Source organism: Nocardia concava NBRC 100430, from assembly GCF_000308815.1.
In the GTDB taxonomy this organism is placed as follows: Bacteria; Actinomycetota; Actinomycetes; order Mycobacteriales; family Mycobacteriaceae; genus Nocardia; species Nocardia concava.
Window position 1 is genome coordinate 17,883 of record NZ_BAFX01000096.1, and the last position, 24,656, is coordinate 42,538.

Annotated in this window: 22 protein-coding genes; 9 read left to right on the plus strand and 13 right to left on the minus strand. The window is 67.6% G+C overall.

Translation table 11 applies throughout. From position 1 onward, the window contains the following. Positions 1 to 12: 12 nt before the first annotated feature. From ON43_RS22695 to ON43_RS22715, 6 genes are all read right to left on the minus strand, one after another. On the minus strand, positions 13 to 1,833 hold the full coding sequence (locus tag ON43_RS22695) for a serine/threonine-protein kinase (RefSeq protein WP_040810619.1): 1,821 nt from the start codon (positions 1,831 to 1,833) through the stop codon (positions 13 to 15). A gap of 183 nt (positions 1,834 to 2,016) precedes the next feature. Then, complete coding sequence (locus ON43_RS43845; protein ID WP_218003332.1) at positions 2,017 to 3,267, minus strand: hypothetical protein; 1,251 nt, start codon at positions 3,265 to 3,267, stop codon at positions 2,017 to 2,019. Between the two features lie 511 nt (positions 3,268 to 3,778). After that, complete coding sequence (locus tag ON43_RS22700; protein ID WP_245568705.1) at positions 3,779 to 5,098, minus strand: M16 family metallopeptidase; 1,320 nt, start codon at positions 5,096 to 5,098, stop codon at positions 3,779 to 3,781. Between the two features lie 145 nt (positions 5,099 to 5,243). Then, complete coding sequence (locus ON43_RS22705) at positions 5,244 to 7,505, minus strand: polyribonucleotide nucleotidyltransferase (protein WP_040810620.1); 2,262 nt, start codon at positions 7,503 to 7,505, stop codon at positions 5,244 to 5,246. A gap of 392 nt (positions 7,506 to 7,897) precedes the next feature. Beyond that, positions 7,898 to 8,167, minus strand: coding sequence for a 30S ribosomal protein S15 (gene rpsO, locus ON43_RS22710; RefSeq protein WP_040810622.1), 270 nt, complete (start codon positions 8,165 to 8,167; stop codon positions 7,898 to 7,900). A gap of 125 nt (positions 8,168 to 8,292) precedes the next feature. Then, complete coding sequence (locus ON43_RS22715) at positions 8,293 to 9,252, minus strand: bifunctional riboflavin kinase/FAD synthetase (protein WP_051178964.1); 960 nt, start codon at positions 9,250 to 9,252, stop codon at positions 8,293 to 8,295. Positions 9,253 to 9,449: 197 nt separating this feature from the next. On the opposite strand from ON43_RS22715, the gene ON43_RS22720 reads away from it, so the two are divergent. Continuing rightward, positions 9,450 to 10,163, plus strand: coding sequence for a metal-dependent transcriptional regulator (locus tag ON43_RS22720; RefSeq protein ID WP_051178974.1), 714 nt, complete (start codon positions 9,450 to 9,452; stop codon positions 10,161 to 10,163). 1 nt (position 10,164) lies between these two features. Here the strand turns inward: ON43_RS22720 and ON43_RS22725 are convergent, their stop codons facing one another. After that, positions 10,165 to 10,899: an SDR family oxidoreductase gene (locus ON43_RS22725; protein WP_040810666.1), complete on the minus strand. Its 735-nt coding sequence runs from the start codon at positions 10,897 to 10,899 to the stop codon at positions 10,165 to 10,167. A 118-nt stretch (positions 10,900 to 11,017) separates the two neighbouring features. Between ON43_RS22725 and ON43_RS22730 the strand changes: the two genes are divergently transcribed. Together ON43_RS22730 and ON43_RS22735 are read left to right on the plus strand one after the other, a co-directional pair. Further along, positions 11,018 to 11,407, plus strand: coding sequence for a VOC family protein (locus ON43_RS22730; RefSeq protein ID WP_040810629.1), 390 nt, complete (start codon positions 11,018 to 11,020; stop codon positions 11,405 to 11,407). 9 nt (positions 11,408 to 11,416) lie between these two features. Further along, positions 11,417 to 11,983 (plus strand): hypothetical protein, encoded by a 567-nt coding sequence (locus ON43_RS22735; protein ID WP_040810631.1) that lies wholly within the window; start codon positions 11,417 to 11,419, stop codon positions 11,981 to 11,983. Here the strand turns inward: ON43_RS22735 and ON43_RS22740 are convergent. Then, positions 11,980 to 12,594, minus strand: a complete 615-nt coding sequence (locus ON43_RS22740; protein WP_040810633.1) for an SRPBCC family protein — start codon at positions 12,592 to 12,594, stop codon at positions 11,980 to 11,982. The genes ON43_RS22735 and ON43_RS22740 overlap by 4 nt on opposite strands. Positions 12,595 to 12,687: 93 nt before the next feature. On the opposite strand from ON43_RS22740, the gene ON43_RS22745 reads away from it, so the two are divergent. The 4 genes from ON43_RS22745 (at position 12,688) to ON43_RS22760 (ending at position 15,836) form a co-directional block, all read left to right on the plus strand. Further along, a complete protein-coding gene (locus tag ON43_RS22745) occupies positions 12,688 to 13,236 on the plus strand; it encodes a TetR/AcrR family transcriptional regulator (RefSeq protein ID WP_040810635.1) in 549 nt (182 codons plus the stop codon). 169 nt (positions 13,237 to 13,405) lie between these two features. After that, entirely contained in the window at positions 13,406 to 14,080 is a 675-nt protein-coding gene (gene npt / locus ON43_RS22750) for a 4'-phosphopantetheinyl transferase Npt (RefSeq protein ID WP_040810669.1), read from the plus strand. Further along, entirely contained in the window at positions 14,080 to 15,192 is a 1,113-nt protein-coding gene (truB, locus tag ON43_RS22755) for a tRNA pseudouridine(55) synthase TruB (RefSeq protein WP_245568703.1), read from the plus strand. Before npt ends, truB begins: the two co-directional genes overlap by 1 nt. A 248-nt stretch (positions 15,193 to 15,440) precedes the next feature. Next, positions 15,441 to 15,836: an ester cyclase gene (locus ON43_RS22760; RefSeq protein ID WP_040810673.1), complete on the plus strand. Its 396-nt coding sequence runs from the start codon at positions 15,441 to 15,443 to the stop codon at positions 15,834 to 15,836. Between the two features lie 26 nt (positions 15,837 to 15,862). Here the strand turns inward: ON43_RS22760 and ON43_RS22765 are convergent, their stop codons facing one another. Beyond that, positions 15,863 to 16,876, minus strand: a complete 1,014-nt coding sequence (locus ON43_RS22765; RefSeq protein WP_040810636.1) for a sigma-70 family RNA polymerase sigma factor — start codon at positions 16,874 to 16,876, stop codon at positions 15,863 to 15,865. A 150-nt stretch (positions 16,877 to 17,026) separates the two neighbouring features. Between ON43_RS22765 and ON43_RS22770 the strand changes: the two genes are divergently transcribed. Next, positions 17,027 to 17,611, plus strand: coding sequence for a dihydrofolate reductase family protein (locus tag ON43_RS22770; protein WP_040810638.1), 585 nt, complete (start codon positions 17,027 to 17,029; stop codon positions 17,609 to 17,611). 128 nt (positions 17,612 to 17,739) lie between these two features. Further along, positions 17,740 to 18,633 carry a LysR family transcriptional regulator gene (locus ON43_RS42710; protein ID WP_051178967.1) on the plus strand — a complete coding sequence of 298 codons (894 nt, stop codon included), beginning with the start codon at positions 17,740 to 17,742 and terminating at the stop codon, positions 18,631 to 18,633. Positions 18,634 to 18,766: 133 nt separating this feature from the next. Here the strand turns inward: ON43_RS42710 and ON43_RS22780 are convergent, their stop codons facing one another. From ON43_RS22780 to ON43_RS22800, 4 genes are all read right to left on the minus strand, one after another. After that, on the minus strand, positions 18,767 to 20,176 hold the full coding sequence (locus ON43_RS22780) for a family 1 glycosylhydrolase (RefSeq protein WP_040810640.1): 1,410 nt from the start codon (positions 20,174 to 20,176) through the stop codon (positions 18,767 to 18,769). A 158-nt stretch (positions 20,177 to 20,334) separates the two neighbouring features. Further along, a complete protein-coding gene (locus tag ON43_RS22785; RefSeq protein WP_040810643.1) occupies positions 20,335 to 21,291 on the minus strand; it encodes a metallophosphoesterase family protein in 957 nt (318 codons plus the stop codon). A gap of 108 nt (positions 21,292 to 21,399) precedes the next feature. Next, complete coding sequence (locus ON43_RS46845; protein ID WP_051178968.1) at positions 21,400 to 23,949, minus strand: SaeA-related protein; 2,550 nt, start codon at positions 23,947 to 23,949, stop codon at positions 21,400 to 21,402. A gap of 38 nt (positions 23,950 to 23,987) precedes the next feature. Beyond that, positions 23,988 to 24,656, minus strand: a 669-nt coding sequence (locus tag ON43_RS22800; protein ID WP_040810645.1) for an Hsp70 family protein, incomplete at its 5' end; no start/stop codon positions are given.

The window sequence follows — 24,656 nt, forward strand, 5'->3', positions numbered from 1 at the left end:
GTGCGACGGTGATCACGATTGGGTGAGCGGCAAGGACTTCCACCAGTCGACGACGCCGCTGGGGGTGGCGGGGGTGCCACGGGTGTACATCAGGAACTTCTCGCGCTTGGGGTCGTCGAAGAAAGTGGTGGCGAACGAAGTGGAGGGGACGTCGGGGAAGGAGTCGAAGCGGAAGTTGGTGTATTCCTTCGAGCCGCAATACTCCTTGAACGCCAGGTTCTCGATGGTGCTGCCCGCCGGGTGGATTCGCTTGGCCACCGATTGGGCCGCCGCAGCCGAGCTGTAGGCGAAGAGCACGTATTCCTTGACGTCGTGGTTGGTCGCGGAATAGACGCAGTCCCAGGCCGCCAGCCAGCCCTCGAAGGCCCACGGCGGCAGGAAATCCTTCGAGTCATGATCCGCGACCCGGCAACTCGCACCGGCGAACCCGGAACCGAGTTCGGGCGTGCGCGGGACCAGGCCCGGGAAAGCCGCACTGAGGTCGCCGATCTCGGAGGCGGGCGGCTTCGGCTTGGCGGAATTCCCGAACGGCGTGACGAGGAAGATGCCCAGCCCCAGCGCGGCCGCCAGGCAGACGCCCACCAGCAGCATGGCCCGCAGACCCCTGCGCTTCGGCGGTTTCGCCGCTGCCACACCGGCTTTCGGGAAGGAGCCGGTGCGCGATCGGGGCGTTTCGGGGCCGACCGGCACCCGGCCCGAACGCAATGCCGCCGCGGGCACCTGCCCTGAGCGCAACGCGGCCGGAGGTACCCGGCCCGAACGCAGCGCCGCCTGCGGCACTCGGCCTGAACGCAACGCCGCCGGGGGCACTCGGCCCGAACGCGTTGCCGCCGCGGACTGCTGGACGCGACGCTGTGCGGCGCCCGCGGCCCGCGCATCCTGCGGCGACGGCCGAGCCGGCGTCGCACCCGTATCGACCCGTCGACCCGCCGACGGCGGATTCGTCCGCCGCGCAGACGTTTCCGGGTTCTTCTCCCGAGCCGGCGGCGCGATCCCGGCCTCGCCCGCGGCCCCCAGCGCACGCCGTGCGGCCATCGCGAAGTCCGTGCACGACGGGTATCGATCCTCCGGGTTCTTCGCCAGCGCCCGCGCCAGCACCGGATCCAACGCCGAGGGCAGTCCCGGCCGATAGCTCGCCACCCGGGGTGGATTGTCGTAGAGGTGCGATTTCACGATCGCGCCGAGGTCGGTCGACGGGAACAGCGGTATCCCGGTCAACAGCCGAAACAGCGTGCAGGCCAGCGAATATTGATCGGAGTACGGGCCGATCGGATGATTCTGCAGCTGCTCCGGCGAGGCGTAGGCCAGCGTCGCCATCACCGACCCGGACGCGGTGAGCCGTCCGGTGTCCCCCTGTAGTCGCGCGATCCCGAAATCGGTGAGCAGCACCCCCGCCTGTTGTTCGCGGGTCTCACGGGCGAGCAGGATATTGGCGGGCTTGACATCTCGATGCAGGACCCCGACCCGATGCGCGTAGTCGAGCGCGTCGGCGGTGGCGGCGACGATCTCCACGGCCTGCGCGGGCGTCATGTCCGGCACCGATTCGGCCTCGACGCCGTCGACGTATTGCATGGCGATCCACAGCCGCCCGTGCTCGACGCCGCGGTCGTACACCGTGACCACGCACGGATGATTCAAGCGCGCGGCCAGATCGGCCTCGCGCTCGAATCGCGCATGAGTCTCGTTGTCTCCGTGGTATTCCGAGCTGAGCACCTTCAACGCGATCCAGCGCGGCAGGCGCGGGTGCCGAGCCAGATACACAGCGCCCATCCCGCCGCGTCCGAGCTCACGTTCGATGACATACCCGGCGAAGTTCTCACCTGGTCTGAGCAAAACCCCTCCCATCCGGCGAGGAGATCATAGCCACAAACGGGCATTCCTCACAGGGTGTGCGGAGCTACTGCCGAGTAGCTGTCTCAGTCGGCGAGATGACGCCTCTGCACGCAGGCGAACCTGGTTGCAGCACAACCGTTCCTCATCACAAAACCGTGCGTGAGCGCGAACGCGTACACACGGTCAGGCGCATGTCCCGAACGGTTTTGGACACACTGGTTTCCCGCGTACCGAATCCGAGCGGCGACATGTATCACGTACACGTTCCGGGTCGGGTGGGCGGGATCCCTCGTGCGCTCGAGCCACCGGACCGGCCTGGACCTTCCGATGCCCATACCCATCACTCCGGTGGGTATGGGGCGGTGAGGTCCGCCGCCGAATTCCGTGCCCGAGCGCACGTCGGCCGATCGCGATCGCTGCCGCATCGTGCCGAGTCAATACGCGCCTGTCCGTGGATAGCGGCGCGCGCCAATGCTGTGCACCCCATTTCGATGTATAGGCCGGATCAACCGCTATCACCGCAATACCGGTGCGAACCGCCATCGAGACGAGCCTCGATCCAAAAGCCCTGGTGGGCATTCCGGAGAGAAGGCGACGAAAACCCTTGCGGTGTCCGTGCTTCTCGCGCGTCTTCTCCGCATCGAAGTTCAAATCCTCAACGGCGATCGATGACACCTGTACGTGTTTCGCCCAGGAGAGAATTCCAGACAGTGCGTGTCGCAATCCCGCGTCCCGACGTGAAGCAGGACCCGTCATATCGAAGTCGAACCGACGCGGACCGCTGATCGGATTGCCATGCCGATCAATCCGGTACGCAGCGAAGTGGTCGGCATTGAAATCAACCGCTATCACACCTGATGCACGGGCTGCAGCGAGCGGAATCTCGGCTCGAGTTGGTGGCTGCCAGGATGCCGTCAGATACCAGCGGTCGCGATTCACCTCGTAGTGGATCCGGTACGCCACCGCCCGATGAGAACTGACACGCTCGAACCATTCGCGGCCTCGATGCGCGAAGCCGATTCGCGCAGACAGCACGTAACGACCGTGTGGCGCATTCGCCAGCTCGATCAACGGGGCGGGCAGTCTGAGGCTGATCTCGCCGTTCGGTGTCACACGGAGTGTCTCGTTACCGAACTTCTTGCCTGATTCGCCATCAGCCGAGAGAAACTGCCGCCGTGCCTCCCATTGGGCTCGCCACTGTTCTCGACCCAGGTCGCCGTCGGTTGGATTGTGTCGCTTTTTCAACAGCTTTCGCCCACCACGTACTACATGCACCCTGCCTGCCTCGTAGTCGCCACGCACCACCGTGAGTCGCCCTTGCAGGACAGCGAGACGCCGGGACTTGTTGAACCATTCCCTCCGGTTCGCGTATCCGCCCGGATTGCCATCGCGGCCAGGCTCCCCGAGTGGCAAGGCCAACCGCCTCCGCAGCATCTCGACTCCACGTTCCAAACTCCGCAGATGCGCATGCTGGGCGCGACGCGCCAAGGCCCATTGATCATTGGTGGCCTTCGTGATCGCACCGGCCCACCGCGACGAAGATTCCGCCGTGAGTGCACGCTTTCGAATCGCCCACCGGTCCCGGTCGTGCTCGAGACCGTCCGCGCATCTGACCCCCGAGATCTCGAGAGGCCAGCCGACCCAGGTGCTGTCCCACGAGGCCAAGCACCCGCACATCCTGCGCGGTCAATCCCCGAAGCCGATCCCGCACCGAGACTGCGGACGGTCCCGGCAGCACCCTCGGGGCCGCGATTGCGCGTAGCGGCTTTGGCGGGCAAGTCATCGATTGCCCGCCGTGACCACCGCCCGATCCACACAATCACCCTGCAGTGCAGGACATTCCGTGAAATCCACGACCACACCCTACGTCGCTGGGCGAGGGCGCCGACCACTATTGCTCAACAGGCTCGTCAGTTCGTCGCGCAGATCTCGGAGGACAGCTCACTCAGGGAACCAGTCGGCGGACAGCTGCCGGAAGATCGCGGGTCCGCCGGTACGGACCAGCGACCGCGACACCGAAAGGCCGCGCGAGCAGAGTAGCCGCGATGCGGGAGACCTCGTCGGTGGTGACTTCGTCTATGCGGGCGAGGGTTTCGGAGACGCTGCGGTGGTTGCCGTAGCTCAGTTCGGAGCGGCCGATGCGGTTCATGCGGGAGCCGGAGTCCTCGAGGCCGAGGACGAGGCCGCCGCGGAGTGAACCCTTGGCGCGGGCGCATTCGGCGTCGGTGATGCCGTTGGCCGCGACCTCCTCGAGCACACCGCGCGCCAATGTGGCGACGTGGCCGAGGTTTTCGGGCTGGCAGCCGATGTAGACCGAGAACGCGCCGGTGTCGGCGAAGGTGTCGACGCTGGAGTACACCGAGTACGCCAGGCCGCGCTCCTCCCGAATGCGCTGGAACAGCCGCGAACTCAGGCCGCCGCCGAGCACGGTGTTGAGGACCGAGAGCGGCCAGCGCTTCTCACCCTCGTGCCGTCCGAAGGCGCGGGTGCCGAACACCAGGTGCGCCTGCTCACTGTCGCGCTGGATGCGCAGCAGTTCCGGATTGCCGCGCGGGCGGAACTTGCCCTCGCGCCGCCCGGCCGGTTCCAGCCCGGGCTCGAGCCGATTCTCGAAGGCGCGGTACACCAATTCGACGACGTGCTCGTGTTCGATATTGCCCGCGACCGCGACGACCATACGGTCCGGTCGGTATCGCCGCAGATGGAACGACCGCAGCTGATGGGCCTGCATCGATTCGATGGTCTCGATGCTGCCGATCACCGGCCGACCGATCGGATGATCGCCGAACAGCGCGGTCAGGAACGCGTCGCCGACCATGTCCTCGGGATCGTCGTCGCGCATGGAGATCTCCTCCAGCACCACCTGACGCTCCACCGCCACGTCATCGGCGCGGCACAGACCGTTGAGCACCACATCGGAGACCAGATCCACCGCCAGCGGCAGATCCTCGTCCAGCACGTGCGCGTAGTAGCAGGTCTGCTCCTTGGCGGTGAACGCATTCAGTTCGCCGCCAACGGCATCCATGGCCTGCGCGATATCCAGCGCCGAGCGCGTGGGCGTGGCCTTGAACAGCAGATGCTCGAGGAAGTGCGCGGCGCCGGCCACCGTCGGGCCCTCATCGCGCGAGCCGACCCCGACCCACACACCGACCGAAGCCGAGCGCACGCCGGGGACATGCTCGGTGACCACCCGTAGCCCGCCGGGCAGCACGGTCCGGCGCACGCCGACATCGGTTGCCTGGGAACCGTTCTGGGCGATCACCAGTGAAGAGCCCCCCTGCTCCAGATTCCGGAGCAGAGGGGCATTGTCCTTCGCACCGAGCGCGTTCTTGGCGATGGGCGCGGAGTCTGTCGCGGTGCGCGCGGAACCCGCGCGCACCGCGGACTGCTTCTTCGTCACAGAGAAATAATTACTCTGCGATCGCGTCGACCGCAGCCGAGGCTTCGGAGTTGTCCGAATCCTCGTCGATCGGCACCAGGGAGATCTTGCCGCGGTTGTCGATATCGGCGATCTCGACGCGGATCTTGTCGCCCACGTTGACCACATCCTCGACCTTGGCGACGCGCTTGCCGTTGCCCAGCTTCGAGATGTGGACCAGACCGTCGCGGCCCGGCAGCAGCGAGACGAACGCGCCGAAGGCGGTGGTCTTGACGACCGTGCCCAGGAAGCGCTCGCCGACCTTCGGCAGCTGCGGGTTGGCGATGGCGTTGATCGCGTCGATCGCGGCCTGCGCCGACGGGCCGTCGGTCGCGCCGACGAACACGGTGCCGTCATCCTCGATGGAGATGTTGGCGCCGGTGTCCTCGGTGATCTGGTTGATGACCTTGCCCTTGGGCCCGATCACCTCGCCGATCTTGTCCACCGGGATCTTGATGGCGGTGACGCGCGGAGCGTAGGGGCTCATCTCGTCCGGGGTGGCGATGGCCTCGGCCATCACGTCCAGGATGGTGTAGCGGGCGTCCTTGGCCTGGTTCAGCGCACCGGCCAGCACCTGCGACGGGATGCCGTCGAGCTTGGTGTCCAGCTGCAGGGCGGTGACGAACTCGCGAGTGCCGGCGACCTTGAAGTCCATGTCGCCGAAGGCATCCTCGGCGCCCAGGATGTCGGTGAGGGCCACGTAGCGGACCTCGTCCTCACCCTTGTCGTTCTTCACGGTGTCGGACACCAGGCCCATGGCGATACCGGCGACGGGGGCCTTCAGCGGCACACCGGCGTTCAGCAGCGACAGGGTCGAGGCGCAGACCGAGCCCATCGAGGTGGAACCGTTGGAGCCCAGCGCTTCCGAGACCTGACGGATGGCGTAGGGGAACTCCTCCTGCGACGGCAGCACCGGCACGAGAGCACGCTCGGCGAGCGCGCCGTGGCCGATCTCGCGGCGCTTGGGCGAACCCACGCGACCGGTCTCACCGGTGGAGAACGGCGGGAAGTTGTAGTGGTGCATGTAGCGCTTGGAGGTCTCCGGGCCGAGCGAGTCGACCTGCTGCGCCATCTTCACCATGTCCAGGGTGGTGACGCCCAGGATCTGGGTCTCGCCACGCTCGAACAGCGCCGAACCGTGAGCCCGCGGCACGACCGCGACCTCGGCGGACAGCGCGCGGATGTCGGCCAGGCCACGGCCGTCGATGCGGAAGCTGTCGGTCAGGATGCGCTGGCGCACCAGCTTCTTGGTGACCGAGCGGAAGGCCGCGCCGATCTCCTTCTCGCGGCCCTCGAAGGACTCCGCGAGCTCGGAGAGCACGGCGAGCTTGATCTCGTCGATCTTCGCCTCGCGCTCCTGCTTGTCGGCAATGGAGAGCGCCTCGTTCAGCTCACGCTTGGCGGTACCCTCGACGGCCTCGAAGGCATCGGGCTGGTACGGCAGGAAGATCGGGAACTCTTCGGTCGGCTTGGCGGCCAGGGCAGCCAGGTCGGCCTGCGCCTTGCACAGCCGCGCGATGAACGGCTTGGCGGCCTCGAGGCCCTCGGCCACAACGGTTTCCGTCGGCGCGGTGGCGCCGTCGGCGATCAGGGCCAGCACCTTGTCGGTGGCCTCGGCCTCGACCATCATGATGGCGACGTCACCGTCGACCACGCGGCCCGCGACGACCATGTCGAACACGGCGCCCTCGAGCTGCTCGACGGTCGGGAACGCGACCCACTGGCCCTCGATCAGCGCGACGCGCACGCCGCCGACGGGGCCGGAGAACGGCAGACCCGCGATCTGGGTGGACGCCGAGGCGGCGTTGATCGCGACCACGTCGTAGAGATCCTTGGGATCCAGCGACATGACGGTCACGACGACCTGGATCTCGTTGCGCAGGCCGTCGACGAAGGACGGGCGCAGCGGCCGGTCGATCAGGCGGCAGGTCAGGATCGCGTCGGTGGAGGGGCGGCCCTCACGACGGAAGAACGAGCCGGGGATGCGGCCCGCGGCGTACATGCGCTCCTCGACATCCACCGTCAGCGGGAAGAAGTCGAACTGGTCCTTGGGCTGCTTGGAGGCGGTGGTCGCCGACAGCAGCATGGTCTCGTCATCGAGGTAGGCGACCACGGAACCCGCGGCCTGCTTGGCCAGACGGCCGGTCTCGAAGCGGATGGTGCGAGTTCCGTAGCTGCCGTTGTCGATCAGGGCGACGGACTCGAAAACGCCGGGCTCGACCTCGGCGGCGGAACTGGTCTGGGTGTCAGACATGTGTTTTATCTCAACCTCTCGTCTTCGCCGGGGTTCGCACATTCCTCTCGTGCGATCCGGCTCGCGGCCGTACCCGATATGGGCGCGCGGCAACCCTCGTGGTCACTGCACGCACACCCGGCCCCATCCCCTTGGATACGGCGACGCGGAGGCGGTCATCGATCGAAGCCCTCCGGGCGCGCATGGTTCATCTCAATTCGCGCCCCGAAAAGCCACTACCGAAGACCGACGCCACGCGGCGGGTGCATACGGCTCCTGTTGGCGTATACACGTCTCGACCTCCCCCTCGTGGGGAAATCGGACACATATACGAAAGGCCAACGAGGAGATTCTATGCCTCCTCGCTGGCCGGATCGTCAACTACCTCTCTGGCGAGAGATATGTCGCTGAAATCAGCGACGCAGGCCCAGACGCTCGATGAGCGAACGGTAGCGGTTGATGTCGTTGGCCTGCAGGTACTTCGACAGGCGACGACGACGACCGATCAGCGCGAGCAGACCGTGCCGGGTGTGGTGGTCGTGCTTGTGCACCTTGAGGTGCTCGGTGAGATCGGCGATCCGCTTGGACAGCAGCGCGATCTGAGCCTCCGGGGAACCGGTGTCAGTCGGGTGCAGGCCGTACTCGGCCAGAATGGCCTTCTTCTGCTCAGTGGTCAGAGCCACAGATAACTCCCTGTGTTTCAGTCCGTGCGCGAGGGTGTCCGGATGATCCGGTGGGTGCCGCCACGGACCGCAGCAAACCCAGCGGGCCAGCTTACCGGACCGGTGGACGGTCGCGGAAATCGGCCCTATTCGTCGGTGCCATCGGTGAGGACCTTGCGGGCCTGGTCGACGTCCTTGCCGATGGCCTCGATCAGATCCTCGATGGAGTCGAATTTGCGCATGCCGCGCAGCTGTTCGACGAAATCGACCGCGACGTGCTTGCCGTACAGGTCGCCGTCGAAATCGAGCAGGTGCGGCTCGACCGTGCGATTGCGACCGTCGAAGGTGGGATTGGTGCCCACCGAGATGGCGGCCATGTGGCACTGCCCGGCCAGCGGGTCGCCGGGTTCGAGGACGGTGAACCAGCCCGCGTACACCCCGTCGGCGGGGATCGCGCCATGCATGGTCGGCGCGACATTGGCGGTCGGGAAGCCGAGTCCCTTGCCGCGCCCGTCGCCGTGCACGACCACGCCCTCGACGCGGTGCGGGCGGCCCAGCGCCTCGGCGGCCGCGCCCACATCGCCCTCGGCCAGGCAGCCGCGAATGTAGGTAGAGGAGAAGGTGACCGCGTGCTCGCCGAGCAGCTGCACGCCGTCGACATCGAAGCCGTACTGGCGGCCCAGCTCGCGCATGGTGTCGAGGGTGCCGGCGGCCTGCTTGCCGAAGGTGAAGTTGTCGCCGACCACGACCTCGGACACGTGCAGGCGGTTCACCAGCAGGTCCTGGACGTATTCCTCGGGGGTGAGCTTCATGAAGTCACGGGTGAAGGGCATCACCACGAACACGTCGATGCCGAGTTCCTCGACCAGTTCCGCGCGCCGGTCCAGGGTGGACAGCTGCGCCGGATGCGAACCGGGCCGCACCACGTCCAGCGGGTGCGGGTCGAAGGTCATGAGCACCGACGGAACGCCCCGCACCGCAGCGGATTTCACCGCACGGCCGATGAGCTGGGTGTGACCGCGGTGCACGCCGTCGAACACCCCGATCGTGAGGACACACCGGCCCCAGTCCGCGGGCATCTCCTCGAGGCTTCGCCATCTCTGCACAGAGGAAGCCTACTGAAAGGGCGTTACCGACCATATTCGGCGGTCGGTAACTTCACGGGTGGAAGCATGCTCGTCACCGTGTGTTCACCGGGCCGGGCGTCGGCTCTACCAGCGAGCGCGCCGATGTGTGAAACCGCGACAGGTGTGCCTAAGCTCGAGGCGTGCCCGGAAAACGAGACATCGCCACCCGCCGCGAGCTGGCCGATCCGTCCGCACCTTCCGAACCCCACGGGACCACCACTGTCGCGCCGGTGTTGTCCTCGGTCGCGCAGGATTATCTGAAAGTGATCTGGACCGCGCAGGAGTGGTCGCAGGAGAAGGTGTCGACCAAGCTGCTGGCCGAGAAGATCGGCGTCTCCGCGTCGACGGTGTCGGAGGCGGTGCGCAAGCTGGCCGATCAGGGGCTGGTCGAGCACGCCCGGTACGGGTCCATCACGCTCACCGAGGACGGCCGGCGCGCGGCCATCGCCATGGTGCGGCGGCATCGGCTCATCGAGACGTTTCTCGTCAACGAGCTCGGCTACGGCTGGGACGAGGTGCACGACGAGGCGGAGGTGCTCGAGCACGCGGTCTCGGAGACGCTGGTGGAGCGCATCGACGCCAAACTCGGCCACCCGGACCGGGATCCGCACGGGGATCCGATCCCGTCGGTGGACGGCGCGGTCCCCACTCCCCCGGCCCGCCAGCTCAGCGATTTCGGCGCGGGCGAATCCGGGCGGGTGGCGCGGATTTCCGATTCGGATCCGGCCATGCTGCGCTACTTCGATTCCCTGGGCATCGCGTTGGACACCCCGATCGCGGTGGTGGAGCGGCGCGACTTCGCGGGGACCATCGCGGTGCAGGTGGACGAGCGCACCATCGACCTCGGCAGCATTGCCGCCGAGGCCATCTGGTTGAGCGAAGCGCACTAGCTCAGGCGAGGCGGTGGCCGCCGTCGACGTGCAGCACCGTGCCGGTGACGAATTCGCTCTTCAGTAGTGAGGCCACCACCGCCGCAACGTCTTCCGGTTTACCCAGCCGTCGGGCGGGCAGTTTGTCGGCCATCGCCTGAAGCCGCTCGTCCTTGTCCTCCCAGGGCATCTGATCCCAGATGCCGGTCATGATCCAGCCGGGCGAGACCGCGTTCACGCGGATCGGGGTCAGCTCCACCGCGAGTGCGCGAGCCAAACCCTCCAGCGCGGCGTTCACCGAGGCGACCATCGCCCCGCCCACCGCCGGGCGGTAGGCGGCGATCCCGGAAATGAAGGTGAGCGAGCCGTTTTCCGTCAGCCGGGCGTGCTTGGCCAGCAGCATCGATCCGATGAGCTTGGTCTCGATGAATCCGCGGCCGTGCTCGAAGTCGAAGGTCTTGACCAGTCCGTACGCGCCCGCCAGATCCGCGGCCGTGCTGATCACGTGATCGACCGTGCCGACGGTCTCGAACAATCGCGAAACCTGGTCCTCCTGAGTGACATCCGCCGCGATCGCGGTGAGTTTCCCATCCCCCAGCTCCCGCACCGCGTCGGCCAGCCGCTCCGCCGACCGCCCGACGATGACCACCTCGTATCCCTCACCCAGCAGCGCGTCCGCGATCGCCTGCCCCATCCCGGAGCCGCCGCCGATCACCACTACCCGTCCGGTCTGTGCCGTAATTCCCTTGTCCGTCATGCCTTTCAGCCAACCCGCGGCGCGGACCACCGTCCACGACGCGCGATCGAATGCCTGTGAGGCTCGGGCTAACGCCGCCTGTCACGCTGCGGCCGACGCAGCGCGTAGTGTCGCCTTCATGGCCTGCAAGATCACCGAACTCGTCATCGACTGCGCCGATCCCGCACGGTTGGCCGACTTCTGGTGCGAGGTGCTCGGATACGTCGAACTCGAACGCGACGAGGAGGACCGGCGCATCGGTCCGCCCGGCTCCGTGTTCGGCGGCCCGTATCCGACCCTCTTGTTCAGCCGCAGCGACGATCCGAGGCGCGGGAAGCTGCCGATGCACCTGGACGTGAACGCCACCGACCGCGACCAGGACGCCGAACTCGAGCGCCTGCTCGCCGCCGGCGCCCGCCCGGCCGACATCGGCCAGACCGGCAACGAGTCCTGGCATGTACTGGCCGATCCGGAGGGCAATGAATTCTGTCTGCTCCGCCAGCGCATGGCCCCGACGGAGTACTCCTAGAATCCCGGCGTGACTCTTGCTGTCGCCGACCTCGTCGGCTATGCCGATCGTGACCTGGATACCGATCTGCTGCGCTGGTTCCCGGATGCGGAACCGGTGCGGGTAACGGCGGAAACTCGTTCCGTGGCACCGTTTCTCGAACGACTCGAACCCGTGCACGCGGCGGCGTTGGCCGCGTTCGACCGCAGGGTGCGGTCAGGTCGGATGCCGCAGTTCCTGGACATCTTCGACTGGTCCTACGGCTTCGATTTCGCCGGAAACGACTGCGGCATCCTCGATTCGGACTACGAGACCGAGCTGACCGATGACGATGTGTACTCGATCGGCGCGGACGGCGGCGGCAATCTGTACGTCGTGCTCACCAATGGCCAAGTGGCCGTGTGGTTTCACGAGGAGAATGTCGTCGAGGGCGGCACCCGGTTCGACAACCTCGACGTCTTCCTCTGGACCTACGTGCGCTACCGCGCGGTGCGCGCCGGAAAGCTCGCGCGCGAGGACGTGGAGGCGGATTTCCGGGCCCTCGGTCAGGACGGTGCGCTCACCCCGAACCTGGGCCTGCTGCATTCGATGACCTAACGCTCGGCGGCGGATCGGAGGTTGGAGAGCCAGGCTTCGAGCCCGAGGCCGAGGAATTGGGTGGAGGTCGGGATGTCGGCCTCCACCTGGGGGCCGGTCCAGTTCTCCTCGGTGCGGACGAGGGTGCCTTCGGGGACGGGGGTGAAGGTCCAGACATGGGTGCCGCCGTCGATGGTCAGGCCGTCACCGAGGGCGGGGCCGGTCCAGCGGAGGCAGGCGTGGTCCTGGATCTGCTGGACGGTCGAGGTGATGGACAGGGTGGTCGCGGGGGTGGTGGGGCTCGCGGGGACGGGGGTGGTCCAGCGGAAGCTCGAACCCGGTTGCAGGGGGCCGGGATTCAGGAGATTCAGGGTGGTGACGGGCGGCTGCCAGGCGGGCCAGTTCTCCACGTCGGTCTGCAGATTCCAGATGGCGTCGAGGGGTGCCTTGATGAGGGTCTCGGTGCGGTAGTGGATCGGGGCGGCGGTGTCGATGGTCTGCCCCTGGCAGGTGAGGGGTGGCTGGTCGGCCGCGGAACCGTCGGCCAGGGCCGGAGTGGCTGTGGCGGTGAGGATTCCGGCGGTCAGGGTGAGGCCGAGCAGGGCGGTCCGGGTTTGGTTGAGGGCGTTCACGATTCAACTCCTGAGTTAGCACTTCTCGCTTGAGTTAGAAGGTATAACCCTCCGAGAGTTAGAGTCAATAGGAAAAGTGATAGCCTCTAACTCATGGTGTCGACGAGTCCCCGGGAGCGGTATCGCGAGCAGATGCGCGCGGAGATCAAGCAGCACGCCTGGGAACAGATCGCCGCGTCGGGGGCATCGGCTTTGTCGCTCAACGCGATCGCCAAGCAGGTGGGGTTGAGCGGGCCCGCGCTGTATCGGTACTTCGCGAGCCGCGACGAGCTGATCACCGAGCTCATCCGCGAGGCGTACCGCAGCCTGGCCGATACCGTGAAGGTCGCTCGCGCCGACGGTGCCGACATCGCCGGAATCGCCCAGGTGATTCGCGAGTGGGCGCTCGCCGATCCGCAGCGCTACTTCCTGATCTACGGGACGCCCGTTCCCGGATATCACGCACCCGCGGACACCACCGCGATCTCCGACGAGATTATGACCGTCCTACTCGAGGCGCTCGACTCGAACACGGGCCGAGCCCTGTCGTTCTGGACCCGGGTGCACGGCGTGCTGTCGCTCGAACTCGCCGGGCACTTCAACGGAATGGCCTTCGACCCGGCGGTCCTGTTCGCCGACGAGGTCGATCAACTGTCCCGGTAGGCGAAACCTCCGCATTCGCTCCGGCCGTGCGCTGGGCAGAGGACGACTACGTCGCCGGCGCGCACTAGGCTCGATGCGGCTAGTACAGGCAGCGAGCAGGAGGCGGGTCATCGAGGAGCGGGCAGTCGCGGCGAATCAGGGTCTCTCGGGGGATACGGGGTCGGCGCGCATTCTCGGCAGGATTCTTCCCAACGGGGTGGCCGCGGCCGAGCTGACGGTGTATCCGGAGGATCTGAAGGCGCATCCCGGTGAGGAGCATTTGATCGCCCGGGCGGTGGAGAAGCGGCGGCGCGATTTCATCGGGGCGCGGTACTGCGCGCGGGAGGCGCTGGGGCAGCTGGGTGAGCCCGCGGTCGCGATCGGTAAGACCGAGGGTGGTGCGCCCGCCTGGCCGCGCGGGATTGTCGGCAGTCTGACCCACTGTGACGGGTATCGGGCCGCGGCGCTGGCGCACCGGCTGCGGTTCCGTTCCATCGGTATCGACGCCGAACCGCACGCGCAGCTGCCGGACGGCGTGCTTGATTCGGTGAGCCTGCCCGCCGAACGGGAATGGCTGAGCGCGGTGTTGCCCGGCACCGGGCTGCACCTGGATCGACTGCTGTTCTGCGCCAAGGAGGCCACCTACAAGGCGTGGAATCCGCTGACCGGGCGCTGGCTGGGATTCGAGGACGCGCACATCACCTTCACCGTGGACGAGGAGTCCGCGGCCGGTGGCAGTGGCACCTTCCACAGCGACCTACTGGTCCCCGGCCACACCAATGACGGTGGCGCACCGCTGAAGTCGTTCGACGGCCGCTGGCTGATCTCCGACGGCCTCATCCTGACCGCGATCGTGGAGGGCTGATGAGCGAGGAATCCGGCGCCACGCGAACCGAATCCGGTACTGCGCCAGCAGCATCCGACACCATGCGGCCAGAGTCCGACGCTGCGCGGGACGAGCCGGGCGCGGCGCGGAACGACTCCAGCGCGGTGCAGACCCCAGAGCGCACGAAGGCCAAGCGCGACAAGCAGAACGCGCCGCGGCGTGAGAAGTTGCCGCCGCGGGTGGACGCGTTCGGCGGGCTGCTCATTGTCGACAAGGACGCGGGCTGGACCAGCCACGATGTGGTCGCAAAGTGCCGGGGGCTGTTGCGCACCAAGAAGGTCGGGCATGCGGGCACCCTGGATCCGATGGCGACCGGCGTGCTGGTGCTGGGTGTGGAGCGCGCCACCAAGCTGCTGGGGCAGCTCATCCTGACCACCAAGGCGTACACGGCCACCATCCGGCTGGGGCAGGCCACCATCACCGACGACGCCGAGGGCGAGGTCACCGCCACCACGGCGGCCGGGCATCTCACCGATGCCGAGATCGCCTCGCGCATTGCCGAATTGACCGGCGACATCCAGCAGGTGCCCGCCACCGTCAGCGCCATCAAGATCAATGGTGAGCGCGCCTACGCCCGCGCCCGCGCCGGTGAGGAGGTTGAGCTCGCCGCCCGCCCCGTCACCGTGAGCCGCTTCGACATCCTCGCCCGCCGCAATATCGACACCGGCGCAACACAATTCGTCGACCTCGATGTCGAGGTGGAGTGCTCGTCGGGCACCTACATCCGCGCCCTGGCTCGCGACCTGGGCGAAAAGCTCGGCGTCGGAGGCCATCTCACCGCGCTGCGCCGCACCCGGGTCGGCCCGTTCACCCTCGAACACGCCCGCACCCTGGACCAGCTGGCCGCCTCCGCCGCGGCCGACGAGCCGATGCTCAACCTCGACATCGACGCCGCCGTCCGCACCGCCTTCCCCACCCGCGACATCACCGACGCCCAGGCCGGCGACCTCCGCAACGGCCGCTGGCTGGAACCGATTGGTCTGCAAGGCGTCTACGCCGCCATCGACCCCGCCGGCCAGGCCATCGCCCTCATCAAGGAATCCGGCAAACGCGCCTCCTCGATCATGGTCATCCGCCCCGCCAACCTCTGACACAGCCGCCACCTCTTCGTCGAGTGGCACACCACCGAGGGGATTTGCCCGATTCGGCCGCGCTGGTGTGCCACTCGACGAAGGCGAGCGGTGCTGTTACTCCCGGCGATGCCGAATGTCGGCGTGGCACTGCCCAATCGCCGACATGACGCTGCCCAATCCGCGCGGACCGTTGCCCAAACCGGCGCGCACCTCGAGGCGTCGGGCGCACCATGGAAAGGTCGTTCGGCTACGCAGAGGAGGCGATGATGCCCACCGACCTGTCCCTCGATTCCATGAAGCAGTTCGTCGCCGACCACTTCGAGCAGTTCGTGAACCGGCGCAATGCGGCTGTCATCCACCGCAATATGACCCCGGACTTCCTCGACCACGACGGCCCCGGCGGCCAACCCACCGACCTGATCGGCGACGAGAAGATGATGCTCGGCATGTACGAGGCCATGCCCGACCTCCACGTCACCGTCGTCGATATGCTCGCCGAGGGCGACAAGGTCATGTGCCGCAACATCTGGCGCTGGACCGACCGCACCACCGGCCAACCCATGACCTTCCAAGGCTTCGTCCTCTGGCGCTTCCAGGGCCGCCGCATAGCCGAACGCTGGGCCACCGTAACCCAACCCTCCACCCACCCGGGCTGGGCGTAAGTCCCACGTCGCCAAGATCATCGGGGTCACGGCGCCATGTGGTGAGCGGTTCCTTCCCGGTCGACGGTCTCGAAGGCCATGGGAAGGTCGAACAGCTCGAATATCGCGGGCTGGAGGAACACGACTATTCGCGCGATCCCCTCCGATGCGGGCGTGAGCACGTGGAGCGCGTGCGCATAGTGGGAACCGTCATCGTGCCGCTTGTACATGGCGGCGGCCGGTTGGCCGTTGGCCGAGGTGGCGACCACTCGGTACATGCCGGGTTCGGTGAGGATCTGTGACGACCAGAAGCCGATGATGGCGGTCCGGCCGAAGAACCAGGTCGACAGCGGCGGCATCTCGAGAGTCGCGTCGGCCAGCAACATACGTTGCAAGCCCGGAATATCGGCGCGCTCGAACGCGGCCATGAATTCCTCGAGCACGTGCTGTTGATCGGGCCCGAGCGTGTCGCTGACAGTTAGCTCGGTCGGGCGGACTGCTGCCAGTTTGTCTCGGGCGCGCTGCAGCAGACCGTTGGCTGCCGCAGGACTGATGTCGAGCAGCGCCGCGACCTCCGACGCTCGGAACTCCAGCACATCGCGCAGCAGCAGCACGGCGCGTTGCCGCGGCGGAAGGTATTGCAGCGCCGCCACGAACGCCAGCCTGATGCTATGGCGTTGCGCGACAACTTCCGCCGGATCCGGTTCCGACGCCGAGAGCGCGAGCGCGGTCGGGATCGGCTCCAACCACGGCATATCCTGGCGTTCGAGCGGCTGGTCGCCGGTGGATTCGGTGACCGGGTTGGCCAGGCCGGACGGCAACGAGCGTCGGTGGCCCTTCTCCAATTCCCGCAGCGCCGCGTTCGTCGCGATCCGATACAGCCAATGCCGCAGTTTGGAACGGCCCTCGAAGTCCCCGATCGCGCGCCAGGCCCGCAGATACGTCTCCTGAACCACATCTTCCGCGTCGTGTGCCGAGCCGAGCATGCGGTAGCAGTGCACCAACAGCTCACGGCGGTGCGGCGCGAACAGGACCGCGAACTCCTCGCTATCGATCGACATGGCCACGCTCTTCCAGACAGGACTCCCGGACAGCTCGAATTCCGCTCGGGCGGTGAGTTTTCGGGATCTCTCGGATCACTACAACGAACACGGTAACGAGCTTGTCAACGGCAGTGCCGATGGCAGCCCGCACACGAACAGGAGACGACCATGACGCGTAAGTTGATCGCGGCCTTCAAGATCTCGGCCGATGGGAAGTACGGAGGGCCGGAGGGATACGCGGACTGGGTCGACAGCTGGCCGGAAGACTTCGGTTCGTGGTTGACGACGCAGATCGATGCGTGCGTGCTCGGCGCCGAGTTCTATCCGCTGTACGAGCAGTACTGGTCGCGGGTCGAGACCGCGCCCTACGAGATTCACCCGTTCAGCGGTCACGTGCCCACGGCGGCGGATGTCGAATGGTCCGAGTTCGCAACGAAGACACCGCATTACGTGGTGTCGCGGACCCTGACCTCGGTGACGCGGCCGAACACCCGGATCCTGGCGGACCTGGACGCCGTGGCGGCGATGAAGCGGGAACAGGGCAAGGACATCTACCTGGTCGGCGGGCCGACGATCGTGGGCGCCGCCCTCGACGCGGGTCTGGTGGACGAGCTGCGCCTGATCGTCTATCCGCTCATCGTGGGCGAGGGCACGGCATTGTTCTCGTCGTCGGCGCGGCACGGGATGGAACTGCACAAGGTCGAGCAACTGCCGGACGGCAAGTTGAGCCTGGTCTACGGAATCAGTCGGTGACCGGGCACGATCACCGGATCGGCCCCGGCTGAGGCATCCCGGCGGGGCAGGTTCGCCGCCCCGCCGGGACCCACCCCGGGGGTGGTGGGTTTTCGGTGGGGGGTGGTGGGGGCGCTTACGCTTCAGGGGTGGAATTGCGGCAGTTGCGGTACTTCGTGGCGGTGGCGGAGGAGCTGCATTTTCGGCGGGCGGCGGAGCGGTTGTTCATTTCGACGCCTACGTTGAGTCAGCAGATTCGGGCCATTGAGCGGGAGGTGGGTGGGCCGTTGCTGATTCGGGGGAATCATGGGGTGGAGTTGACGGCCGCGGGGGAAGTGCTGTTGAAGACGGCTCGGAATGTGTTGGAGGCGGCCGAGGTCGCGTTGCGGGAGACTCGGGCGGTGGCGCAGCCGGGGAATGCGGTGTTTCGGTTGGGGGTGGTGAATGGGGCGCCGCAGTGGTTGCCGGGGCGGATCGAGGCGTTGTTGAAGGCGCGGCAGCCGGGGGTGCGGGTGGCGTTGACGACGGGGAGCAGTGGGGAGCAGGCGCGGTTGCTGGATCGGGACGAGGTGGATCTGGCGGTGCTGCGGTTGCCGGTGCGGCTGGCGGAGCATCTCACGTATACGGCGGTGGCGGAGGAGGAGTTGGGGATCGTCATGTCGCGTGAGAATCCGCTCGCCGCGGCGGGTTCGGTGGAGGCGGGGCGCATCGGCGACCACGAGCTGATCATGTTCGCCCGCGATTCCGCGCCGGAGGTGCACGATTCGGTGCTCGAGCAGTTGCGGGAGCGCGGCGCCTCGGTGGTTCTCAGCGCCAGCGAAATGAGCCACGCGCAGATGCTGCAACTGCTGCCGCTGCGTCCCGAGGCGATCGGCGTCGGGTCCGCCCGCACCACCTCGGTACCAGGCCTGGTGTGGCGGCCGTTGCAACCGCGGCCGCTGCTGATCACCTACGCCGCCGCCTGGCGCACGACCACTCGGAATCCCTTGCTGCACACCATGGCCGACGCACTGGCGGGTGGGCTCCGCCTCACCACCGACTGATCGCTCGCCACGGTCGGGTATGCCATCGCGGCCCCGTCATTCCGGCATGTTCTTGGCCGGAATCCACCCCGCCCGGTGTGGATCCCGGCCAAAAGCGCGCCGGGATGACGCTGCGTTGGCCGACACGATCACGCTACGGCACCGACACCGGGCGCAGGCAGCTTTCCAGCGGCAGGATGATCGAGCACAGGGCGGGCTTGCGGGTGGGGCGGTAGTCGGCGGGGACTCCACCCTGGGTGGTGATGGTCTTGAACGCCGGGACCGCGTCGGTCGGCCGTCGGGTCAGGGTCGGGTCGGTTTTGGCGTCGACGGTGTAGAGGCCGAAACGCGGTGAGTAGCTGCCCCATTCGTAGTTGTCGGTGAGGCTCCAGTAGTTGTAGCCCATCACCGGGATGCCGTCGGCCTTGGCGCGCTGGAGCCAGTAGACGGTGTCGCGCAGGTGGTCGGCGCGGGTGTAGCCGTCGCTGCGCGGGGCGGCGTTCTCGGTGGGAAGCCCGTTCTCCACCACGTAGATCGGCAGGCCGGGGAACTTCTCGGTGTAGAAGCGCAGGTCGTAGTAGATGCCCTCGGGTTCGATGGCGTTCTTCCACAGCTCGTCGCCCAGCAGCGCTGTGGTGGGCAGATGGGTCAGCGAGGCACCGTAATAGAAGTCGATGCCGATGTAGTCCATCTTGCCCTTGATGCGGTCGGCGAAGAGCAGGTCGGTCAGCTCTTGGACGATCGGGTACTGGGCGACATTGCTGGTCACCTTCGCGCCGGGCTGGCGCTGGTGGATGTAGTCGTAGATCCCGTCGTGCGCCTGCACCAGCCGATCGAACATGGTCAGCGCGTCACCGATCCCGATGTCGCCGATCTGGATCGATTGCGCGACATAGCCCATGGGCTCGTTGATCGTCACCCACATGATGTCCGGGGCCGCGTACCGGTCCACGACTTTGCGCATGTTGGTGAGCCAGTCCGCGACCATGCCCTGGTTCTTCCAACCGCCGCGATCGGCCTCCCAGCCGGGGATCACCCAGTGATCCAGGGTCAGCATCGGCCGCATCCCGGCCGCGCGGATCTTCGCGATCACCTTGTCGTAGAACTGGAAGCCGTTCTCGTCCCAGGTGTTCGGCTGCGGCTGCACCCGCGCCCATTCGATGCTGAGCCGGAACACCTTCAGGCCCATCCCGGCCGCGAGGTCGATGTCCTCGGCGTAGCGGTCGTAGAAGTCGACCGAGTCCAGGTACGGGTCGTGCGCCTGGCCGGAGTTGGCGTAGCGGCTCCAATTGCTGTCGGGCGCACGGCCTTCGGACTGGAAGCCGGCCATGGCCACACCCCAGAGGAAGTCCGGGCCGAGCGAGGGCACAGTGGTGGGCGCGCCGGAACTGCCCGTCCCCGAACCACTGGCGCTACCCGAACCCGAACCGCTGCCACTGCCTGAACCGCTGGAGCTGCCCGAGCCCCCGGCGATATCCACGGGATCCGCCCCGGCCACCACCGCCCCGCTCGCGATGATCGCCGCTGCGGACAGCAGCGAGCACAGGATTCGTGTACGTCTCATCTCGGCGGAACTCCCAGGTGATTCGGGTGCGGTCTATCGCCTCAAACTGGGCGGCCGTCCAGACCTTACTGGTCAGCCGTCCAATATGGGGTTAAATCCCGTAATTTCCTGGGTACGAGCGGATTACGCCACCGCCCGGTAAGCCGAAACGAGGGCTATCAGGCCTGGCCACGCCGCCGATCGACGGTTTCCTTCATCTTCAACGCGGCGGCCCGCATCTCCGGAGTGATCTTGAAGTGGCCACCCCACTCATTGAGGCTGTCCCCGTACTCCGGCACCGGCAGAATCTGACGCAACAGCTTGTCCGGCAGGCCGCGACGCTGCCATTCACGCGGATAACCCAGCGACACTTCCTCGAACCGCACCCCGTCGTACCAGGTGGTTCGCGGAATGTGCAGGTGCCCGTAGACCATGCACACCACGTTGTAGGTGGTGTGCCAATCGGAGGTCAGGTCGGTGCCGCACCACAGCGCGAACTCCGGATACCACATCATGTCGACCGGCTGGCGGACCAGCGGCCAGTGGTTGATGAGCACCAGCGGCGTCTCGGCGGGCAGCGCGTCGAGGCGGCGCTGGGTGTACTGGACGCGGGCGTGACTCCACGCGTCGCGGGTCAGGTACGGCTCGGCCGACAGCAGGAATTCATCGGTGGCCACCACATTGCGGTCCTTGGCGATGGCCAGGCCCTCGGCCTTGGTCTTCGCCCCCGCGGGCAGCCAGGAGTAGTCGTAGAGGGTGAACATCGGGGCCAGCGTCACCTTGCCGCCGTAGTGCTCCGCGCCCGCGCCCTCCCACACCGGGAACGGGTCCTCGGGGGTGAGCACGTCCAGATCGCGGCACAGCGAGACCAGGTAGTCGTAGCGGGCCGCGCCGTGCATCTGCACGGGATCCTTTGCTGTGGTCCACAACTCGTGGTTACCGGGCACCCAGATGAGCTTCGCGAAGCGACCGCGCAGGGTTTCCAGCGCCCAGCGGATGTCATCGGTCTTCTCGCCGACGTCACCGGCCAGGATCAGCCAGTCCTCGGGGGAATCCGCGCGGATCGCCTCGACCACCGGCTTGTTGCCCTGATGACCGACATGGATGTCGCTCACCGCCATCAACTTCGGAGTCACCCAGTTCCGCCTCTCTGATCATGACCGGTTCTCGCAGCAACAGCACCGATCCCCACCAGATTCCCATGCGTGATCGCGGAGGGTCCGGGCGCATCGCCGAAGCGGCGCTCAGCCGACCCAGCGGATGCGGGCGGCGGGGGCGAATCCCGCGGCGACGGTGAGGGTTCCGGCCGGGTCGCGGCGGCAGGAGGCGACGGCGACATGGCAGGGGCGCGGGATCTCGGCGGGGATGCGGACGCCGCCGTCGATCTCGTAGCGCATATTGGTGACTTTCCAGCGCCGGGCCTGCGGATCCTCCGGATCGACCGGGGGCGCGTCGGGGCGAGCCACCACCATGACCTCGGTGATGCCGGTGGGCCATTCGAAGACCAGCAGGCCGCGCTGTTCGGCGAGGCCGCGCACGGTGGGCATGCCGCTGATCTCGCCGGATTCGACGTCGGCCTCGGCTTCCTTACGGTCGGAATTCCCATCGGACCGCGCCATTTCGGAGGTCCGCCCCGACACCGAAGCGACCACCCCGTACACCGGCACCGCCCCGGTCAACGCCCCGCCGTCCTCGAGGGCGGTGCCGCGCGTGCGTCCGACCACCCGCCACGAACCGTCCGCCAGCAACCGCGTCACCCGGTACTCGACCTGCTCGGTCACCGACGGAATCCAGGCGATCACCACGGTCCCGTCCGGTTTCCGGCTCGCCGTCACCTCGCCGGGCGCACCGATCCGAAGCTCGGCCAGGGCGGCCAGCGCCTCGGGATGATCCGCGCACACCTCCAGCACCGCCCGCACCGCAGGCAGGCGCAGTCCCGGGTCCACGGGCAGCGCATCGAACAGCCGCCCCGCCTCGATCACCGCCGCCTTGGCCCGCCCGATCAGCAACTCCCGGCTGGCCCCCCGCGGATCGGGATTCGCCACATCCGACGCCCGCCGATCCAGGAAATCCAAATGCTCCGCCAGCGCCTCCACGAACCGCCGCCCCGCACAACAGGACACGGCCCCGCGCCAATGCCGGTCCGCCTCGGCCAGCACCCGCTCGACCTCCTCCCCCACCGCCCGCACCGACGTGGCCCCCGCGCTGTCCCCGCCCAGACTCCGCCGCGCATCCGCGACGAATCCCGCCGCCTCCCTGGGCTTCCCGACCCGCAGCGCGGCCCGCGCCGCCCGCAGAGCCGCCTCCCACGGCCGCCCGACTCCCGCCGCAGCCGTGCCACCCACCTGCGGCGCGCCATAAGGTGTGCGCTGCCACTGTTCCGGGTCCGGCGCACGCGAGGCTCCGCCCGCAGAGCCCTCGCCACGCGAATCTCCGGGCCCGCCAACGGTCCCCGCCGCGCCGACTCCCCCGGCACGACCCGATGAGCCGCCATTCCCGGCGCTTGATGTTCCTCGTGCGAACGGGGAAGTCTCCTGCCCACTGCCGCCAAAAGCGCCTCCCCGACCCGTCGCCGCCGCCCCTGAAGCCGCTGAGCCGTGGCCGGATTGGCGGGCTTCGCCAGGCTCCCCGGAGGCCCGCTCCGCGCCCTGCGTCGCCCCGGCCGAGCCGGTAGCTCCTCGCGCGGGCGTCGTCGGTCCGCCGGTGCCCGCCGTCTCACGAGCCCCACCTCGCCCTACTCCGGAAGTGGTTGACCCATAGCCGGATTGGCGTGGCCCCGCACCTGCCGCGCCGGAGGTGCCGGCCAGGTGTTCGCGGCCTTCGATGGTGGTGCCGAGTTCGTCGGTGAGGGTGAGGAGGACTTGTTCGGCGGTGGCGCGGTCGAGGCCGGAGGTGATGGCTTCGCCGAGGAGGTAGTCGAAATCGGCTGCGACGAGGAGGTCTTCGACGAGGACGGCGGCGCGGACCTGGGGGCGGAGGTCGTCGGTGACGGTGAGGATGATGGCTTGCAGGTAGGTGTCGACGATTTCGCCGCCGGGCTCGAGGATGTCGCTGATGTGGACGAGGAGTTCGTCGAGGACTACTCGGACGCGGCCGGGCGGGAGTTCGCGGGTGCGGGCGCGCAGGGCCTCGGCGCGCAGGCGGATCTCGACGGTGTCGTGGGCGGCGGCGAAGTGCAGGCCGAGCAGGGCCATCAGGGTGGGGACCGGGTCGCCGGGGAGCAGGCGCTCGTATTCGGCGAGGAGTTTGCGAATCTGCTGGCGGCGTTCGGGATTCAGCGCGGCGGCCACCGGCGGCGGGGTGGGCGCGGTGTCGTCGATGATGCGGTGGCGGCGAATGTGGGCGGCGATCTCGGCGAGCGACAGCCCGCCCATCCGGCCGATGTCCTCGAGCCCGGGAATCTTGGCGGCGGGAATCCCGCCGTGCCGCTGCACCAGCCGCTCGATGGCCACATCCAGCATCTCGTACCGTTCGGCATCGCGCCGCGACCGCAACTGCTGCACCCGGTCGGCCTCGACTAGCCGGGACCCGGTGTGCAGCAACGGTTCCGAGAGCACGTCGTGCGCGTCCACCAGCAGCCCCGCCAGCACCCGGAACTTGGGGTGATCGCGCAGCTTCTGCCAGAGGACCCAGACCTCCTCGACCCGCGCCGCCACCTCGGCATCGCTCAACCGCGGCGCCTCGGCGAGCGGAATGTCGTACAGCTCGAAGGCATCCGATTCGTCGAGCCCGCCGCGGCGCTCCACGGCGGCGAGGACTCGTTTGCGATAGTCGTTGGGGTCGAAGGCGTGCATCGGACTCGTTCGGGGGCTCAGCGTTCGTACGGGCGGGCTCAGGAGTTGCGGCGTCGGGTGCGCTGCAGCTGATCGAGTTCGCGCTCCACATCCGCCTGGGACAGAGTGGCCCCGGTCTGCACCGACAGCGTCAACGGTATATCGGCGTCCACATGGTAGGCGGTCACGTGCAGCACGCCGTCGAATCCCATCTCGAAGGTCACCCGGACTTCACTGCCCTCGGGGTACCCCGGCGGAATGTCACGAATCCTCCCCTCCACCAACACCTTCGTGTCCTCGGGCCGAGTGGAGGCGGCCTGTCCCTGCTGTTCGACGATGGTCAGCTCGATCTGATCCTGATCCGCGCGCACCGTCCCGTAGGAGCGCCGCACCTTGATGGGCAGCGTCTGATTGCGATGCACCAGCCAGCTCGCCGCCAGCCCGTTGAACGGATCCAGCGCCAGCACCCCGAACCCGCGTGACACCACGGTGTCCACCTGGATCTCGATCATGCGCCGCACCAGCCCGACCGGCTGCGCGAAGGAGTCGGCCACCCGCTTGAGCGCGGCCTCGAGATCGGCGGGCGCGGCCTCGCTGAGATCGGCGTGGTCGCGCAGCCGCCCGCGGGTAACCAGATCGGCGGTGACGAGGCGTTCCATCTCCAGCTTCTCGCCATACAAAGCGGCCCCGCGCGCCACCGACAGATCCGGATCCCGCAGCTCACCGAT

What these genes read in the sequence shown, in the direction of transcription:
- ON43_RS22780 (WP_040810640.1), bottom strand. Translation starts at nt 20,176, where the DNA reads ATGAGACGTACACGAATCCTGTGCTCGCTGCTGTCCGCAGCGGCGATC.
- ON43_RS22725 (WP_040810666.1), bottom strand. Translation starts at nt 10,899, where the DNA reads ATGACGGACAAGGGAATTACGGCACAGACCGGACGGGTAGTGGTGATC.
- ON43_RS43845 (WP_218003332.1), bottom strand. Translation starts at nt 3,267, where the DNA reads ATGCTGCGGAGGCGGTTGGCCTTGCCACTCGGGGAGCCTGGCCGCGAT.
- ON43_RS22730 (WP_040810629.1), top strand. Translation starts at nt 11,018, where the DNA reads ATGGCCTGCAAGATCACCGAACTCGTCATCGACTGCGCCGATCCCGCA.
- truB (WP_245568703.1), top strand. Translation starts at nt 14,080, where the DNA reads ATGAGCGAGGAATCCGGCGCCACGCGAACCGAATCCGGTACTGCGCCA.
- ON43_RS22765 (WP_040810636.1), bottom strand. Translation starts at nt 16,876, where the DNA reads ATGTCGATCGATAGCGAGGAGTTCGCGGTCCTGTTCGCGCCGCACCGC.
- ON43_RS46845 (WP_051178968.1), bottom strand. Translation starts at nt 23,949, where the DNA reads ATGCACGCCTTCGACCCCAACGACTATCGCAAACGAGTCCTCGCCGCC.
- ON43_RS22770 (WP_040810638.1), top strand. Translation starts at nt 17,027, where the DNA reads ATGACGCGTAAGTTGATCGCGGCCTTCAAGATCTCGGCCGATGGGAAG.
- ON43_RS22705 (WP_040810620.1), bottom strand. Translation starts at nt 7,505, where the DNA reads ATGTCTGACACCCAGACCAGTTCCGCCGCCGAGGTCGAGCCCGGCGTT.
- ON43_RS22760 (WP_040810673.1), top strand. Translation starts at nt 15,441, where the DNA reads ATGCCCACCGACCTGTCCCTCGATTCCATGAAGCAGTTCGTCGCCGAC.
- ON43_RS22745 (WP_040810635.1), top strand. Translation starts at nt 12,688, where the DNA reads ATGGTGTCGACGAGTCCCCGGGAGCGGTATCGCGAGCAGATGCGCGCG.